The following is a 17,271-nucleotide window of genomic DNA, read 5'->3' on the forward strand; positions in this document are numbered from 1 at the left end:
CGAGTGAGAACCCTTCTGAACATGACCCGGCGCGCGTTTCGCGTTCCCGCGGGAACGCCGCCGGTCGCGCGCGGCCTCGCCGTCGTGGCGTGTCTCCTTGCCGTCCCTCTGGAAGGGCAGGACCCGACGCCCGCCAACGGTAACGGCGCCCTTCGCGTCTTCTTCGACTGCGATGGCGGTCGCGGCATGTGCGACTTCGATTTCTACCGGCGCGAGATCCCGTACGTGAACTACACCCGCGACCGCGAGGACGCCCAGGTCCACGTCCTGATGACCTCCGAAGGCACGGGCAGCGGCGGCCAGCGCTTCACGCTCGACTTCATCGGACGGGAGGAGTTCGTCGAGATCACGGACCGGCTCGAAGTCGTGACCCGCGCGAATCTCGCGGTGGAGCAGCGACTGACCGAGGTGGCGCACACGCTCGAACTGGGACTCCTGCGCTACATCGCCCGCACCGGCCAGGCTCCCAGCATCGATATCCACTACGACGGAGCGGAGCACGGCGAGATCGCCGCCAGGCCCGAGGACGACCCGTGGAACTTCTGGACCTTCCGGCTGCGCGCGAACGCCGAACTCGACGTGGACGAGCGCACCGAATCGTACGAACTCTCGGGAGGATTCTCGGCCGACAGGGTCACGGACGCTTTGAAGCTCGAGTTCTCCATCGACGCGAGCTACAACAAGAGGCTCTTCGAGACCTCGGACACGACCTCGGTCACGAGCATCCGCGAGAGCTACGATGCCGAGGGGCTCAGCGTGTGGAGTCTGTCGGACCACTGGTCGGTGGGAGCGGCGTACGAGCTGGCACACTCCAGCTTCGAGAACGAAGACCTGCAGATCCGGGTGGGGCCGGCCTTGGAGTACAACATCTTCCCCTACTCCGAGTCGACCCGCAGGCAGTTCAATTTCCTCTATACGATCGGGGTCCGTTACAACGACTACATCGAACAGACGGTGTTCCTCAAGGACGAGGAGACCCTCCCGCACCACCGGTTCAGCGTCCGCCTCAGCGTCCGCCAGCCCTGGGGGGAGTCGTACGGCTTTCTGACCTTCTCCCAGTTCCTCCACGATCCGTCGAAGAACCGCTTCACAGCCTTCGCGGGAGCCGATTTCCGGATCTTCCGCGGCCTGTCGCTCCGCCTCAACGCGAACTACTCGCGCATCCGCGACCAGCTCAACGTGCCGGCCGGTGACGCGACGACGGAGGAGGTCCTGCTGCGCCAGCGCATCCTCCAGAGCGGTTTCGAGTATGGCGTGTCGGTGGGCTTCTCCTACACGTTCGGGTCGATCTATTCCAACGTCGTCAACCCCCGCCTGGACCGGTTCTAGCTACTACGAGGCTGACTTCATGCACAGGTTCTTCGTCCCGCCTGCCGCCGCCGCTGTGACCGCCATCGTGGCGGCGGCGCTCGTCACCGCCCGCGCGCCGCTCGTGTCCCAGACCCCGACTTCGCTCATGGAGGGGGCGTCGGCGGCGGAGATGTCCGCCCTGGAAGCGCTCGACGATCTGGCCGGCGAGATCCGGGACATGTCGATGACGCTGTGGGAGTATTCGGAGACCGCCCTCCTGGAGCATCGATCGGCGGAGTACCTCGCGGGCCTGCTGGAGGCCGAGGGGTTCGAGGTCGAAACCGGGGTCGCGGGCATGCCCACCGCTTTCACGGCGACGTACCGCCATGGAAGCGGGGGTCCGGTGCTCGGCGTGCCGGCCGAGTACGACGCGCTGCCGGGTGTCGGGAACGAGCCGGTGCCCCACCGCGCGGCCCGGGCGGACGGGGTCACGAGCGGCCAGGGCTGCGGCCACAACCTGTTCGGGGCGGGCTCCGCCGGCGCGGCGATCGCGATCAAGCGGGCCATGGCGGACCAGGACATCGCGGGCGAGGTGCGGCTGTTCGGGACCCCGGCCGAGGAGACGGTCGTCGGCAAGGTCTACATGGCCAACGCAGGGGTCTTCGACGACGTGGACGCGACGCTCGTGTGGCACCCGATGACGGAGACGCGGGTCACGAACGCCTCGACCCAGGCGATGAACAACTTCACGGTGGAGTTCCACGGCCAGGCGGCGCACTCCGCGGCGGACCCGTGGAACGGCCGCAGCGCCCTCGACGCCGTGGAGATGATGAACTACGGCGCGAACCTGATGCGCGAGCACGTACAGCCTTCGACCCGCATCCACTACGTGATGCCGAACGCGGGCGAGGCGCCGAACGTCGTCCCCGAATACGCGAAGGCGTGGTACTACGTGCGCGACACCCTGCGCACGAACGTCAATGAGTACTACGAGTGGCTGCTCGACATTGCCGCCGCCGCCGCGCAGGCGACCCGGACCGAGCACGAGGTGTCGCTCATCACGGGCGTGCACGCGCTGCTGCTCAACCGGCCGTTGCAGGAGGCGATGCAGGCCAACCTGGAAGCGGTCGGGGGCCCGAACTTCCCGGATGTCCTTCAGGCCTGGGGGCGCGAGATGCAGACCGGCCTCGACATCGACCCGGTGGGTCTCGACGTCGAGGTGCAGCCGCTCGCCCTCGGGCCGACGCCGGCGCAGGGCGGCTCGACGGACGTGGCGGAGGTGAGCTGGATCACGCCCACCGTGCAGCTCGAAGTCACCTCCGCTCCGAAGGGCGTTCCCTGGCATTCCTGGGCCACGAGCGCCTCGCACGGGACCGAGTGGGCCGCGGCCGCGGCGGACGTGGCGGCGCGCGTTCTCGCGATGACGGGCATGGATCTGCTCACCGATCCCGGCCTCCTCGAAGCCGCCAGGGCCGCGCACCGGGAGTCCACCGGCGGGCGGCCCTGGCGCTCTCCCATTCCGGCGGACCAAAAGCCCCCGATCCCGTAGGCCGTCGGGGCCCCGGCGCGTAACTGCTCTTGCCGTTGGCTCTTGCCGTTTCCTATGCTCATCGTCGGTGGCCTCGTTTTGTGGGGTGTCCACCGACAGGTGGGATGGGACGGGTATGGGGAGGCCTCCCCACCTTCAGGCGAGAGGTAACGCCATGAACACGAAGTGCCTCGTCGCTTCAGTCGCCGGTGCCGTCGTCCTCTTTGTAGGCGGCTACGTGCTGTACGACCTGATCCTCGGCGGCTTGATGGAAGCCAACATGGGTAGCGCCACCGGGGCCATGAAGGAGGCTCCCGACTTCCTCTGGATTGCAGTCGGCCAGCTGGCCTCGGGCGGCCTGCTGGCGACCGTGCTGGGGTGGAAGGGCGCCACCGACGTGGCGGGCGGTGCCAAGGCGGGCGCCCAGCTCGGCGCGCTTATCGCCGTGGCCGTCGGGTTCATGATGCTGGGTACGATGAACGTCTCGACCCTCACCTGGGCCATCGTCGACGTCGTCGTTTCGGCGGTCCTGTGGGGCGCGGCAGGTGCCGTCGTCGCCATGATGCTCGGACGGGGCGACTAGCGACCGTCTGAATCCGGCAGCTTCCGGGTGCGGCGGGGGCCGGTCCCGACGACCGGCTCCCGGTGGCGGGCGCGTTTTCGCGCCCGCCGGCCGCGCCCGCTGGACAGGTTGATGTGACCCGCTCCACCTTCTTCGACGTTCTCCGACGTGCTCTCGTCCTTCTCCAACGACAACCACCGGGTCTTGCCATGAACCGCGCACAGCGTGTCGTCCTCCGTTCCTGCTTCCCGCTCGTGGCAGCGATCCTGATCGCGGTCCCGCTCGGCGCGCAGGAAGCTGCCGAGGCTCCGGCGAACTACCGTCTCGCGGCGCGATTCGCGCCCTACAGGATCGACGATCTCATCTACTCCACCTCGGTCGACCCGCAGTGGATCGAGGGCTCGGAGTCGTTCTGGTACGAATGGGAGATCTCGGACGGGTCCTTCTATTACATCGTCGACCCGGTGGCCGGCACGAAGCGGCCGATCTTCGACAATGACAGGATCGCGGCCGAGCTGACCCGCATCACGCGCGACCCGTGGGACGGCCAGCACCTCCCGATCCGCGCGATCAAGTTCGTCGACGCCAACACCCTCCAGTTCGAGGTCGAGTCCTCGCAGGACGAAGAGGAGGACGAGACCGACTCGGAGATGGAGGAGATGGAGGAGCTGGACGAGGAGGACGACGAGGGAGAGCGGCAGCGCCAGCGGGCCCGTAAGAAGGTGTTCCACTTCGAGTACGACGTGGACACGCGCGTCCTGCGCGAAATGGAGGATTGGGAGGCGCCCGACAACCACGCCCCCTGGGCCAGCGTATCGCCGGACGGACAGACGGTCATCTTCGCCCGCCAGCACAATCTGTACATGATGAGCGGGGACGACTACCAGCAGTTCCTCGAGGCGCGGCGCGGCAAGAGCGGGGACGAGGCGGATGAGGCCGAGGAGGGGATCGAGGTCGAGGAGACGCAACTCACCACGGACGGCGAGGAGCACTACAGCTACGCCGCCTTCGAGCGGGGCGACACCGACATCGAGCGCGAGGAGAACGCCGATGAGCGCAAGCGGGCGTCGATCTCGTGGTCGCAGGACTCGCGCCGTTTCTCGCTCATCCGGCGGGACCGCCGGGAAGTGGGCGACCTGTGGGTCATCCACATGGTCGGCAACAAGCGGCCCGAACTCGAATCCTACAAGTACGACATGCCGGGCGAGGAGACCGTCAGCCAGCCCGAGCTTCTGATCTACGACCTCGAGGAGCGGCGCATGGTCGAGGTCGCGATGCCGGAGGAGTGGAAGGACCACCGGCTGTCCCAGACTTCGGCGCGCCAGTTCCGGTATCCGGACAGCGAGGAGCCGTTCCGCACGCTGTGGCTCTCCCCGAACTCGGACGAACTCCACTTCGTTCGGCAGAGCCGCGACCAGCACCGGGTGGACGTCATGGTCGCCGAAGCCGCGACGGGCGAGTCCCGCGTGCTGTTCGAGGAGCGGCTCAACACCTACGTGGAGTTCCAGCGGCTCGAACTCCTGGAGTCCGGCGACATGCTGTGGTGGTCGGAGCGGGACGGCTGGGCCCACCTGTACCGGTTCGGCCCGGACGGATCGCTGCGCAACCGCCTCACCGAGGGCCCGTGGTCGGTACGCCAGGTCGTGGGGCTGGATGAGGCGGCCGGCGTCGTCTACTTCCAGGCCAACGCGCGCGAGGTGGGCGAGGACCCCTACTACCAGCACCTCTACCGGGTGAACCTGGACGGCTCGGGGCTGACCCGGTTGAACCCCGGCGACTTCGATCACCGGGTCGACATGGGGGAGTCGAACCGCTTCTTCGTCAACAACTATTCGCGCGTCGACGAGACGCCGGCGTCGGCGCTCCATGCCGCCAACGGACGCAGGATCATGGACCTCGAGATCGCGGACTTCTCGAAGCTCGAGGAAGCGGGGTATGGATTCCCCGAGCCCTACAGGGTGAAGGCGGACGACGGGGTGACGGATCTCTACGGCGTCATGTACAAGCCGTTCGACTTCGACCCGGAGAAGACGTATCCGATCGTGGCCTACGTGTACCCAGGGCCGCAGACGGAGTCCGTCGCCAAGTCGTTCTCGACGGCGCGCTACGAGACGGCGCTGGCCCAGTTCGGGATGGTGGTGATCACGGTGGGGAACCGCGGAGGCCACCCGGCGCGATCGAAGTGGTACCACAACTACGGGTACGGGAACCTCCGGGACTACGGGCTGGCGGACAAGAAAGCCGCGATCGAACAACTCGCCGACCGGCACGATTTCATCGACATCGACCGGGTGGGGATCTACGGCCACTCGGGGGGCGGGTTCATGTCCACGGCGGCGATGCTGGTCTACCCGGATTTCTTCAGGGTCGCGGTCTCATCCTCGGGGAACCACAACAACGACGTCTACAACCAGAACTGGTCGGAGAAGCACCACGGCGTGCGGGAAGTGGTCGACGACAGCGGAAACGTGACCTTCGAGTACGAGATCGAGCGCAACTCGGATCTGGCCGCGAACCTGAAGGGGCACCTGCTGCTCACGACCGGGGACATCGACAACAACGTCCACCATGCGGGGACGCATCGCATGGCCGAGGCACTGATCCGGGCCAACAAGCGCTTCGACTACTTCGTCTTCCCCGGCCAGCGGCACGGCTACGGGGACATGAGCGACTACTGGTTCTGGCTGCGCGCGGAGTACTTCGTGAAGCACCTGCTGGGCGACACGCGCTGGAGCCCGGACATCACGCAGTTGAACGTGGAACGGGAGCAGACGGGCGGCCGCTGAACCGGCCGCCCGCCGCCCCTGTCGGCGGGTTACCTGCTAGGGGACGAGCTTGTTCGCGAAGTCGCCGCCCCGGAAGATGCTCAGCTTCGCGGGGTCGATGTGCCGACGCATCGCCGCCACGACATCGGCCGCGGTCAGCGCCTCGATCGCCGCCTCCCGCCCGGCCGTGAACGTAAGCGGACGGTCGAGGAAGAGGCTGTTCGTCAGCATGTTCGCGATCGCACCGTCGTTCGCGCGGCTGCTCTGCTGCTGGTCGAGGTAGCCACGCCGAGCGATCTCCAGTTCCTCGTCCGTGAAGCCGTCGGCCAGGGTACGCTCGAGTTCGTCCCTGATCGACGCGGCGACCTTGTCCGCGTTCTCCGGGGCGAACATGGCGTAAGCGAGGAACGCCGCATCATCATCGATGGGGGGTGCCGCGTACTGTGAACCGACCATATAGGAGAGCCCTTCCTCGCTGCGGACGCGGCTGAACAGCCGCGAGTTCATGCCTCCGCCCAGGATGTAGTTCCCCAGAATCAAGGCCGGGTAGTCGGGATGGTCGTCGCGCATGCGGACGGCAACCGTCGCCATCATCATGGCGTTCGACTTGTCCGGCGTCTCGATATCCATGTTGACCGGGTCCACGTCCCGGTATCCTCCGGCCACGCGAGCGTACGGCTCCGCCGCTTCCCATCCGCCGAGCAATTCCTCGAGCAGCGGGCGGATCTCGCCGGGGTCGAAGTCGCCGACGATCGCCATCGTACCGCCCTGAGCGCCGTAGAAGCCTTCCCAGAACGCACGGGCCTCGTCAACGGTCACGCCTTCGTAGCGTTCGATCTGCTCGTCGAACGTCGGCGAGTAGCGGGGGTGTTCTGGCGGGTACTGCTCGAGGTGCCGCGAGAGCGCCTGGGGCACGAGCGCCATCGGCTCCGACATCTGTGACTCGAGTCCCGCCAGCCGCTCCTCGCGCAGAAGCTCGAACTCCCCGGCGTCGAACGCGGGCTCCCGGAGGATCTCGGCGCCGAGCCGGAGGACGGCCGGCAGGTTCTCCCGAACGGTCGTGAAGGAGGCGCTGGCGGTGAGCGCGCTCCCCCCGACGCCGCCCTGGGCCTTGAGCCGGTCAAGTTCGTCGGAGATCTCCTGGCGCGTGCGGCTCGTGGTGCCGCGCATCAACATGCCGCCGGCGAAGGATGCGGCGGTCGCCTGGCCCATGAGCGCGCTCTCCGTCCCGTGACGAAGCGTGAGACGCACAGTGACCGCTTCGCCGCGGTTCTCCTTGGGCAGGAACGCCACCTTCAGCCCGACCGGAAGTTCGAAGCGCTCGGTCCGGGCCTCGATGTTCTCGATCGTCGGATCGAACGCCTCACCCTCCGCCACCGCTTCGCGTCCGGTGTACGAAGCGACCAGCGCACCGACGTCCGGCGGCGCCGGAATCTCGGCCCGCGCCGGGGTCTCAGGCGCCGGGTAGAAGTAGCCGATGGTCCGGTTGGAAGGCTTGAGATAGGCCTGCGCGACCTGGTGCACCGCTTCCGGCGTCACCCGCTCCAACCGGTCGCGGTGCAGGAAGAAGAGGCGCCAGTCACCCATGGACGCCCATTCGCTCAACTGGAGCGCGATCCCCTGCGGGTTGTTGAACGCGAGTTCGATGCTCGAGAGGTAATCGGTCTTTGCCCGCTCCACTTCCTCTTCCGTGGGAGGTTCGTCGACGAGTGCCTGGACCGTGGCGAGCAGGGTCTGGGTCGCCTCCTCGAGCGAGTCCTCCTGGCGGACCTCGGCGGCCACGAGCAGCATGCCGGGTTCGCTGAGCTGGTAGTTGAAGGCGAACGCGTTCGCCGCGAGCCCCGACTCCACCAGAGCCTGGTAGAGACGGCCGGCGGGGCGGGTGGCGAGCAGATGCGTCATCACGTCGACCGCCGCGAAGTGCTCGTGCGAGCCGGGGGGCATGTGGTAGGCAGCCATCGCGAGCTGGACATCTCCGACCCTCCGCAGCGTCACCGTCCGCTCGCCGTCCTGCGCGGGCTCGGCCGTGTAGGTCGGAAACAGCTGGTTCGCCCCCGTGCGCTCCGGCCGCGGTATCGCGCCGAACTTTGCCGCGATCAGCTCGAGCGCGCGGTCGGTCTCGAACCGCCCGGCGACGACGAGGACCGCGTTGTCCGGCTGGTAGTACTTCCGGTAGAACGCCTGCAACCGGCCGATGGGCACGTTCTCGAGGTCGGCCCGGGCCCCGATGGTCGAGTTCCCGTAGTTGTGCCAGTCGTAGGCCGCCGACAGCACCCGCTTCTGCAGCACGCCCTGCGGGCTGTTCTCCCCGGATTCCCACTCGTTGCGGACAACCGTCATCTCCGAATCGAGATCTTCCTGCGCGATGAACGAGTTCACCATGCGGTCCGCTTCGAGATCCAGAGCCCACTCGAGGTTCTCGTCGGCGTTCTCATCCGTGGCCGGAACGGTCTCGAAGTAGTTCGTGCGATCGAACCACGTCGTCCCGTTGGGGAAGGCGCCGTGCTCGGTCAGCTCCTGCGGGATATCCGGGTGGTTCGGGGTCCCCTTGAACACGAGATGCTCGAGCAGGTGGGCCATCCCCGTCTCGCCGTACCCTTCGTGCCGGGAACCGACGAGATAGGTGATGTTCACGGTGATCTGCTGCTTGCTCTGGTCGGGGAAGAGCAGGAAACGGAGTCCGTTGTCGAGTTGGTACTCGGTGATGCCTTCGACGCTCGCAACTTCCGTGACTCCGGCGGGAAGCTGGGCGTGGGCGGTGCCTGTGGCCGCGAGGGCCGAGAGCATACCCGCGAGTGCGGTGAATCTCTTCATCCTCTCCATCTCCTTCTACATGTTGCCTACATGTTGTCGATCATGGCCTGACCGAACTCGCTACACCGGAGCAGCGTCGCTCCTTCCATGAGGCGCTCGAAGTCATAGGTCACGCGCTTCTGGCCGATTGTGGCACCGAGGGAGGATACGATGAAGTCGGCGGCTTCGTTCCAACCGAGGTGCCGCAGCATCATCTCTCCGGACAGGATGACCGAGCCCGGGTTGACCTTGTCCTGTCCCGCGTACTTCGGGGCGGTTCCGTGCGTGGCCTCGAAGATCGCGTGGCCGGTCTCGTAGTTGATGTTCGCTCCGGGGGCGATACCGATGCCTCCGACCTGGGCGGCCAGCGCGTCGGAGATATAGTCGCCGTTGAGGTTCATGGTCGCGATGACGTCGTACTCCGCGGGCCGCGTGAGGATCTGCTGGAGGAACGCGTCGGCGATCACATCCTTGACCACGATCCCGTCCGATGTTCTGCACCAGGGGCCGCCGCCGAACTCGCGCGCCCCGAACTCCTCCTTCGCGAGTTCATAGCCCCAGTCGCGGAAGCCGCCCTCGGTGAACTTCATGATGTTCCCCTTGTGGACGAGGGTGACGCTGGCGGATCCCCGGTCCTTCGCGTAGCGGATCGCGGCGCGCACGAGACGGCGCGTCCCCTCCCGCGAGATCGGCTTCACCCCGAGGGAGCTGCTCTCCGGGAAACGGATGGTGGAGACGCCCATCTCGTCACGCAGGAAGGCGAGCAGGCGGCGCGCCTCCTCCGTCCCCGCCTCCCATTCGATGCCGGCGTAGATGTCTTCGGTGTTCTCACGGAAGATCGTCATGTCGACGAGATCCGGCTGACGTACGGGCGACGGGACGCCCTCGAACCAGCGAACGGGGCGGACGCACGCGAACAGGTCGAGCTTCTGGCGCAGCGCCACGTTCAGGGAGCGGATCCCCCCGCCTACGGGTGTCGTGAGCGGTCCCTTGATCGCGACCAGGTGGTGGCGGATCGCGCGCAGGGTGTCCGCCGGCAGCCAGTCGCCCGTGCGGTCGAACGCCTTCTGCCCCGCCAGCACCTCGAACCACACGATCTTCCGCTCCCCGCCATACGCTTTGGCGGCGGCCGCTTCGAGGACCGCGCTCGCGGCGTGCCGGATGTCGGGGCCGATACCGTCGCCTTCGATGAACGGGATGATGGGCCGGGCCGGAACCTCGAGGCGGCCGCCGACCATCCGGATCCGTTCGCCGCCGGAAGGTGTGGACAGGGCTTCGTATGGGGGAGTGGTGTCGGACATGGAGACTCGAATCGTTACGGGCGATGTGGCCAACCCGCGCACCGAAGGTCGGTGTCGGCGGGCAGGAAGTTTTACGAAGCGCCGTCGGGCTTGACAAGCGTATACTACGTATACAGACAAGTGGGATGTATACGTCCGCTGCGGGCGGTCCTAGGTCTCGGACGCGAGGGAACAGGGGCGTTGTGTCGACAGAAGCCCCATTCGTCAGCGCCGGGGCCAGACGGCGCGCCGGGTCTCGTGACCCTCGCCGATCCACTCCACCGTGGAGCCCTCGCCGTCGGCCGTGGCGATCGCAGCGATGAGATCTTCCACCTCCCGGATCGGCTCGTCGCCCGCGCGCACGAGAAGATCACCCGCCCTGAGCCCGAGACGCGCCGTCATCGTGCCGGGGACAACCCGGAGCACGAGGAGACCATCGAGACCGGGTCGGCCCAAGAAATCCCGGACCGATTCGAACTCCGCTCCCGCGAACGTCCGGTCAAAGCGGATGGCGATTCCGGGCTCCGCCAGCGCGACCTCGGCGAGGCGCATCATGCCCCGGCGGAACTCCACGGACGGGATGCGCGCCCGGACCCGGCCGATGCGCTGGAGCGCCGTCGAGACATCTCTGTATGCGGACTCGCTCTCCCGCTCCAGACTGCCGAGCAACGCCCGCCGTAGTTCCTGGAACTCGGGGATCGGACGATCGCGCACCAGAAGCACCTCGAGCCGGCCGCCCACCACCCGCACGGCCGAAGGCTCGACGGCGACGCCTTCGGCCTCGGTATCGCGGACCGTTAGCGCGAAGCCGGTGCCGTCGCTCCCGACGGAACCCGGGAGCCTCAGTACGAACACGCGCGATTCGCGCGCACCAACCGTCGCGGCCTCCGCGCGTCGTCCGATCATCCGAACGCGAACCGGATCCGGCGGCGTGACGGCGGGAATCACGTGAACCGAGCGACGCTCTCCCTCGCGCACCACCTCGACCCTGACGGCGGCACCCGGTCGGATCGCGATGAGCGCCCCGGGCAGGCTGCCGACGGTGATCTCGCGCCCGTCGATCGCCACAACGCGGTCTCCCACGAGAAGGCCGGCCCGGGCCGCCGGCCCGTCTTCCTGCAACTCGCGAATGCGGGTCTCAAGGTCGCAGTTCTTCCAATCCTCCGCGGTTTCCCAGCCGCAGTGGTAGCGTTCCTCGACCCGTACCCCGAGCCAGCCACGAGTCTCGGCGGCCGCAGGTTCCTGTCCCGCGGCGGCCGCGGGGGCCAGCGCCGAACACAGGCCGAGGGCGAGGACGAACCGCCGGGCCTCGGTCACCATGTGCGCACCGCGCTCGCGCGGCCGAGTTCATCGGTCAGACGGTCGCGCAACTCCACGAGCTCCAACAGATACGCGCTCGCAAAGAAGTCGCCGGGGTCGGTCTCGAGCTGATCACGCAGCGCCCGAATCGAACCGTCCAGCCGTACGAGCGACTGTGCGATCTCGATCGGATCGCTCTCCCGGTCCCCCGACGCGGAGCCCGGGGAGACCGCGCCCTCTCCCACTTGCCGGAGCGGCGTTCGCAGCGACTCGAGGCGGTTGAGCCCCTCGAGCAGTGTCCGATCATCGGCCGGCGACACGACCCTCGGGAGATCGGCCGTGGTCTCCCCTGCCCCACCTCGCGTGAACTGCAGGCCCGCGATGACTCCGCCCGCGAACAGCATGAGCCCGGCGGCCGCCTGGAGCGGTCCCGGGACGAGCAGTCGACCCGCGAAGCGGCGCCCGACCCAGCGGCCGCCCATTCCGGACTCGCGCGCATCCAGGGCGGCCTCGATCGATGCCCACTCGCCCCTCGGCGGCCTCTCCTCGGGGAGCGCCGACAGGGCCATGCGCATGCGGCTCAGTCTCTCGAACTCCGCTTGGCAGTCCCCGCACGTTTCCAGATGAGCCTGGCCGTCGCGGTCCGCCCAGGGCTCGTCGAGCAGCGCCGAAATGCGTTCGGCCTCGAGGTGTCCGGCGATCATATTCATCCTGTCCGATTTCTCGTCATCAATGTTTCCATCAGAGGCGCGCCTTGTCCCGCGCCCCGCCGCTTCCCGACTCCGCGGGCGCGATCAGCTGGCGCATCCGGGCGCGCGCCTTGTGCAACTGCGATTTCGAGGTGCCCGTCGAACAGCCGAGAGACTCCGCGATATCGCGGTGCGTCCAACCCTCCACATCGTGCAACACGAGGACCTTGCGGTATCCCGGCGGGAGCTGGTCGAGCGCCTGGCTCAACACCTGGCGGGTGACGATCACGTCGTCCTGCGCCCGCGACACGCGCGGAAGCTCGGCGGCCGATTCCACCGGGCGCCGTCTCGCGGACCGACGCAGCCGATTGAGCGCCACGTTCGTGGCCAGGCGGTAGAGCCACGTGCCCAGGGCCGCGTCGCCCCGGAAGAGGTGGAGCTTCTCGAACGCGCGAATCCACGCCTCCTGCGAGAGGTCCTCCGCCAGGTGGTCGTCGCCCACCAGGCGCCGGATGACCGTGTACACGCGATGGGCGTGCAGCTGGTACAACTCCCCCATCGCCCACCGCTCTCCGGCCTTGGCGGAGGCGATCAGATCGCGTTCTTCCACTCTATCCCTCGCGAGGGTCGTCCTCGGAACCACCTGTATTGATGCCTTCGGCCCGGCCCCGGGTTGCCCGCGCGGCCGCGGCGCCGAGCCGACGGGCGGCCGCGCAGACCGCCAATGCGACGATGATTCCGCCCAGGGCGTCCGTCGCATAGTGAAAGCGACCGTACACGGTCCCGAGAGTCAACGCGACCTCGGGGGCGATGAGGAGCCAGAACCAGCGCGCGTCCTCGCGACCGGCGGCGACGACCGCGGCCAGCGAGGCCGCGATGTGGGAACTCGGAAACGCCGTCCCCTTCGAGGAGCCGGTCTCGAGAATCCCGTGAACGAGCCGGTACAGCGTGCCGTCGCCGATTTCCCCGCCGATCAGGGCGAACTCGTATCTGGGGCCCGTCACCGGGAAGAAGATGAAGATGAGATACGAGACGAAGAAGGCGGCGGACACGGCGAAAGCGGCGCGGTGCAGGGCGTCGAATCCGCGCGTCCGGTATACGCCGATCAGGGCGATGGGGACGATCGCGTAGTAGAAGAAGTAGCCCAGGTGCAGGACCTCGGAGAACGGAAGCCAGGGGAGGAGCGTGCTCAACTCGATGCTCGGCTGCGCGCCGAAGATCGCTGCGTCCCAGCGCTGCACCGTCGCGTCGAAGTAGCGCTCGGTGAAGAAGCGGTTCAGCACGGCGAGTTCCGCGTACAGCAGCGGCGTGAGCAGGACCGGGTAGGCGGCGCGGGCAACCCCTCCGAGGCCGCTTCGCGGGTGCCACGCTGCCAATCGGGTGATCCCGAAGACGATCAGCGCGTGCGCGCCGGCGATCCCCGCACCCGCAAGGCCGCCGAGAGCGACGGCCACGAGGCCGGAGGCCCCGAAATAGACGATGGAAAGACGGTCGAGGGCGAGGAGGCCTCTCGTGGGGGTCACAGCCGGCCCTCGCGGCGGTACCAGGCGGCGGTGCGGGCCAGTCCCTCCTCGATATTGACGCGCGGACGCCACGGATCGAGCGACGCTCGACTCGGCTCGATGTCGCAGGTCCAGGCGTGGATGGAGAGGTCCCGGGCGCGTCTCCGGTCGATCGCGGGCGCCGTTCCCGTGAAACGCGCGGCCCATTCCGAAAGTAGTCCGGCAGTCAGGAAGACGGCCGGTGGCACCCGGATGACGCGGCCCGGGCGCTCGACGCCGGCGATCAGCGCGTTCGCCACCTCGCCCCACGAGCAGGATGAGGCTGCCGCGATGTGGAGCGGTTCCGGCGCCGGAGCCGCCTCCAGCGCGGCGAGAACGGCCGAGACGACGTCGGCCACGAAGACCGGTTGGAGCGGGGCGGCACTGCGTGGAATCACGGTCAAGCCGCGAGCCGCCATGCGGAACAGGGGCAGGAGATCGGAATCGCGCGGCCCGTAGACACCCCCGGGTCTCAGGACCACGACCTCCATCGGGCCGCCGATGGTGGCCAGCGCCGCCTCCGCCGAGGCCTTCGAACGACCGTACGGACTGACGGGTCCGTCCGCGCCGTCCGGACCGCGAGCCGCCAGGCTACTGATGAAGACGAAGCGGCGGACGCCGACGTCGGCCGCGGCCCGTGCCAACCTCCGGGTTCCCGCCGCATTCACCGCCATGAACTCCGACTCGTCCCGGGCTCGAGTCAACGCACCGCAATGCACGACCGCATCGTACCCCGCGAGGGCGTCCGCCGCCCCGGGTTCGCGTCCGGCGACGGACTTCTTTCCGAGATCCAGTTCGACTCTGTCGATCCCGGCCCTGTCGATTCGGCGCGTATCGCTCGTACGGCGGACGCTGGCCGTGACGCGGTGACGCGCCTCGACGAGGGCGTCGGCGATATGGCTGCCCAGAAAGCCCGTGCCCCCCGTCAGGAAGATAGATGTCATGGTAAAGGAATCAAGTAAAGGAGCTAGAGAGGCGCTTCGTAGAGTCGGTACGTGCGGTAGACCCGGCCTCCCAGCCGTTCGATGGCGGCGTTCATCTTGTCGTTGTCCTCCAGGATCCAGGACTGCTCGGCCTCCGTCATGCCAGCGGCGGTTCCGTTTCGGAAAAGGTAAAGGTAAAGGAGGACATCGATGCCCTTGCCGCGCCATTCCTCCAGCAATCCGAGGATCAGGACGCGCATGGAGGTGATCTTTCGCTTGTGAAGGAGCGCCCTCAGGAGTCCGACCGGCGTCAGCCTGCCGTTCATCTTCTTCAGGACCTGGTTGAAGTCCGGAATCGCTAGCGCGAATCCGATCATCTCTCCGTCGGGGGTCTCCGCAAACAGCGCCAGGTCGGGATTGAGAACCGGCTTGAGTTCGGCGGCCATGTGGTCCATCTCGGCATCCGTCATGGGGACGAAACCCCAGTTCTTCTCCCACGCGGCGTTGTAGAGGCGCCGCACGAGGGCGAGTTCGTCCTCGAACTTCGACATGTTCAGCGATCGCACGCGGGTTCCGTAGCGACGGGTGACGAGTTTCTCGGCGCGGAACATGTGCTTGGGCCAGGAGCCCTCGGTCATGTGCCAGGCGTACAGGTCCTTGGCCTTGCGCAAACCGGCGCCCTCGAGCAGGGCGGGGTAATATGCCGGGTTGTGAGCCATCAGGATCACGGGAGGGCCCGGATCACCATCGATCAGAAGGCCGCAGATCTCGTTCGTCGAGAAGCTGGTGGGGCCTCGCATCGCCTCGAGGCCGCGCTCGCGGAGCCACGCCCTCACGGCGTCGAGCAGGGCTTCGGCCACTTCCGGGTCGTCGATGGACTCGAACCAGCCGAAGAAGCCGACCGCTTCTTCGTGTAACCGCTCGTGATTCCGGTTCCGGATCGCGCAGATCCGCCCGACCACTCCGCCATCGCGGAGCGCCAGATAGGGCTGAACCTCGGAGTGAAGGTGGAAAGGGTGCTTCGCCGGGTCGAAAGCGGCCCGCACGTCCCTCTTCAGCGGCGGGACCCAGTCGGGATCATCACGGTAGATGGACCACGGGAACTCGATGAAGCGCCCGAGATCGGCGCGGCTCTCCACCGGCACGACGACGAGCGAGGAAGCTGGGTTCGTCATGGGTCGCGACTTGGTTGCGGTTGGTGTCGGTGCCTTTCGGGCGGGCCTGTATCCGATGGCGGCCGGTTCAGACGACGCCGAGCTTCTTCCCGACGCGCTCCACCTGCTCGAGCACGAAATCGAGTTCGTCGTCGGTGTGCGTGGCCATGTAGCTCGTTCGCAGGCGGCAACTGCCCTCGGGCACGGCCGGCGGAACGACCGGGTTGGTGAAGACTCCCGCTTCGAACAGGGCTCGCCAGAACTGGAAGGTCTTCTCCATCGGACCGATGAGGATGGGCACGATCGGGGTCTCGGTCGGACCGATATCGAACCCGATCGACCTGAACCCCTCCATCATCTTGCGGGTGTTCTCCCACAGTCGCTGCCGGCGCTCCGGTTCGCTGCGGATGATCTCGAGCGCCTTCAGCACGGTGGCCGCCGAGGCGGGCGGCATGCTCGCGCTGAAGATGAGGGCGCGGGCGTTGTGCTGGAGGTAATCGATGACCTCCGCGGTACCTGCGCAGAATCCGCCGATGGAGGCGAACGACTTGGAGAAGGTGCCGAGAATGAGGTCCACTTCGTGCGTGAGCCCCCAGTGTTCGGCGGTGCCCGCGCCGGTCTCGCCCAATACGCCCACGGCGTGCGCGTCATCCACGAGGATCGCCGCGCCGTACTCACGCCTCAGCTCGACGAGGGCGGGCAGGTCGGCGATGTCGCCTTCCATGCTGTAGACGCCGTCGACCGCGATCAGCTTCCCGCGCGCGGGTTTCTCGGCCTCGAGCATACGGCTCAGCGTGGTGAAGTCGTTGTGGTTGAACCGTCGCGTGCGGCCGAGCCCGAGGCGCGCGCCGTCCTGGAGGCTGGCGTGGTCGAGCTTGTCGATGAAGACCGTATCCGCGCGCCCGATCAGCGCACCGAGCGTGCCCAGATTGGTCTGATACCCGGTGGAGAATACGAGCGCCGCCTCCATCCCCACGAAATCCGCCAGTTCGGCTTCGAGGCGCTCGTGAAGATCGAGGTTCCCGTTGAGGAAGCGGCTGCCGGTGTTGCCGCTTCCGAACTTTTCGAGCGCCTCGCGCGCCGCCTCGAGGATGCGCGGATCGTGGGTAAGCCCCATGTAGTTGTTGGAGCCCACCATGATCTTGCGGGCGCCCTTGATCACGACCCAGGTGTCGTGCGAGGCCTCGATGGGCATGAAGTACGGATAGAGACCCTTCTCGCGCAGGCCGTGCACCGTCGCTAACTCACGACACTTGGCAAGGATCGGAGGCGGCTCCGAATGGGCCCTGGTCGAGCCCCCGGACCGTGACACCGCAGCTTGAAATGTGGAATTCGACACAACGCGAAGCTAATCGCGAATCGGGACCCCGGGCAAGCAAAATGAGGGCCTTTGCCCGGTGACGGATTTCGGTCGCGCGTGAACGTGGGGTGGGGGGTGGTGTAGTTC

Annotated in this window: 13 protein-coding genes; 4 read left to right on the top strand and 9 right to left on the bottom strand. The window is 67.4% G+C overall.

Features of this window, described 5'->3' with window-relative positions:
- The first annotated feature begins 3 nt into the window (after window positions 1–3).
- The 4 genes from ACOQPP_RS13635 (at window position 4) to ACOQPP_RS13650 (ending at window position 6,166) form a co-directional block, all read left to right on the top strand.
- Entirely contained in the window at window positions 4–1,329 is a 1,326-nt protein-coding gene (locus ACOQPP_RS13635; protein ID WP_419165964.1) for a hypothetical protein, read from the top strand.
- A 19-nt stretch (window positions 1,330–1,348) separates the two neighbouring features.
- Window positions 1,349–2,839: an amidohydrolase gene (locus ACOQPP_RS13640; protein WP_420636737.1), complete on the top strand. Its 1,491-nt coding sequence runs from the start codon at window positions 1,349–1,351 to the stop codon at window positions 2,837–2,839.
- Window positions 2,840–2,993: 154 nt separating this feature from the next.
- On the top strand, window positions 2,994–3,401 hold the full coding sequence (locus ACOQPP_RS13645) for a hypothetical protein (protein WP_419165962.1): 408 nt from the start codon (window positions 2,994–2,996) through the stop codon (window positions 3,399–3,401).
- Between the two features lie 188 nt (window positions 3,402–3,589).
- Entirely contained in the window at window positions 3,590–6,166 is a 2,577-nt protein-coding gene (locus ACOQPP_RS13650) for a DPP IV N-terminal domain-containing protein (protein ID WP_419165961.1), read from the top strand.
- A 36-nt stretch (window positions 6,167–6,202) separates the two neighbouring features.
- Here the strand turns inward: ACOQPP_RS13650 and ACOQPP_RS13655 are convergent, their stop codons facing one another.
- From ACOQPP_RS13655 to ACOQPP_RS13695, 9 genes are all read right to left on the bottom strand, one after another.
- Entirely contained in the window at window positions 6,203–8,968 is a 2,766-nt protein-coding gene (locus ACOQPP_RS13655) for a M16 family metallopeptidase (RefSeq protein WP_420636738.1), read from the bottom strand.
- Window positions 8,969–8,985: 17 nt separating this feature from the next.
- The gene (icd, locus tag ACOQPP_RS13660; RefSeq protein ID WP_419165959.1) at window positions 8,986–10,239 is read right to left on the bottom strand and encodes an NADP-dependent isocitrate dehydrogenase; all 1,254 of its coding nucleotides are present in this window, start codon (window positions 10,237–10,239) and stop codon (window positions 8,986–8,988) included.
- A gap of 204 nt (window positions 10,240–10,443) precedes the next feature.
- Window positions 10,444–11,538 (bottom strand): PDZ domain-containing protein, encoded by a 1,095-nt coding sequence (locus ACOQPP_RS13665; RefSeq protein WP_419165958.1) that lies wholly within the window; start codon window positions 11,536–11,538, stop codon window positions 10,444–10,446.
- Window positions 11,532–12,227 (bottom strand): hypothetical protein, encoded by a 696-nt coding sequence (locus ACOQPP_RS13670; RefSeq protein ID WP_419165957.1) that lies wholly within the window; start codon window positions 12,225–12,227, stop codon window positions 11,532–11,534. Before ACOQPP_RS13670 ends, ACOQPP_RS13665 begins: the two co-directional genes overlap by 7 nt.
- A gap of 31 nt (window positions 12,228–12,258) precedes the next feature.
- Window positions 12,259–12,816 (bottom strand): RNA polymerase sigma factor, encoded by a 558-nt coding sequence (locus ACOQPP_RS13675; protein ID WP_419165956.1) that lies wholly within the window; start codon window positions 12,814–12,816, stop codon window positions 12,259–12,261.
- A 1-nt stretch (window position 12,817) separates the two neighbouring features.
- On the bottom strand, window positions 12,818–13,729 hold the full coding sequence (locus tag ACOQPP_RS13680) for a phosphatase PAP2 family protein (protein WP_419165955.1): 912 nt from the start codon (window positions 13,727–13,729) through the stop codon (window positions 12,818–12,820).
- On the bottom strand, window positions 13,726–14,691 hold the full coding sequence (locus tag ACOQPP_RS13685) for an NAD-dependent epimerase/dehydratase family protein (RefSeq protein ID WP_419165954.1): 966 nt from the start codon (window positions 14,689–14,691) through the stop codon (window positions 13,726–13,728). The genes ACOQPP_RS13680 and ACOQPP_RS13685 overlap by 4 nt, the downstream gene beginning before the upstream one ends.
- 23 nt (window positions 14,692–14,714) lie before the next feature.
- Window positions 14,715–15,845, bottom strand: coding sequence for an N-acetyltransferase (locus ACOQPP_RS13690; RefSeq protein ID WP_419165953.1), 1,131 nt, complete (start codon window positions 15,843–15,845; stop codon window positions 14,715–14,717).
- Between the two features lie 67 nt (window positions 15,846–15,912).
- Window positions 15,913–17,058 carry an aminotransferase class I/II-fold pyridoxal phosphate-dependent enzyme gene (locus ACOQPP_RS13695; RefSeq protein ID WP_419165952.1) on the bottom strand — a complete coding sequence of 382 codons (1,146 nt, stop codon included), beginning with the start codon at window positions 17,056–17,058 and terminating at the stop codon, window positions 15,913–15,915.
- Window positions 17,059–17,271: the final 213 nt, after the last annotated feature.

The sequence above is a fragment of the Candidatus Palauibacter sp. genome (assembly GCF_965222475.1).
Lineage (GTDB): Bacteria > Gemmatimonadota > Gemmatimonadetes > Palauibacterales > Palauibacteraceae > Palauibacter.